The sequence below is a fragment of the Duganella sp. sic0402 genome, assembly GCF_019219065.1.
GTDB lineage: Bacteria > Pseudomonadota > Gammaproteobacteria > Burkholderiales > Burkholderiaceae_D > Rugamonas.
The window spans coordinates 1-255 of the sequence record NZ_JAHUWK010000052.1 but is presented as its reverse complement, the minus strand read 5'-3'; the positions used below and the strand labels follow the sequence as shown (position 1 = coordinate 255).

Annotated in this window: 1 rRNA gene; it reads right to left on the bottom strand. The window is 50.2% G+C overall.

The window, feature by feature from the left end:
* A 23S ribosomal RNA gene (locus tag KW842_RS27935) occupies window positions 1-255 on the bottom strand; the annotation flags it as partial.

The following is a 255-nucleotide window of genomic DNA, read 5'->3' as shown; positions in this document are numbered from 1 at the left end:
GCTTACGGCGTGGGGGCTTTTCACCCCCATTATCGCTACTCATGTCAGCATTCGCACTTCTGATACCTCCAGCATCCTTTACAAGACACCTTCGCAGGCTTACAGAACGCTCTCCTACCATATGCTTACGCATATCCGCAGCTTCGGTGACTGGCTTAGCCCCGTTACATCTTCCGCGCAGGACGACTCGATCAGTGAGCTATTACGCTTTCTTTAAATGATGGCTGCTTCTAAGCCAACATCCTGACTGTTTTA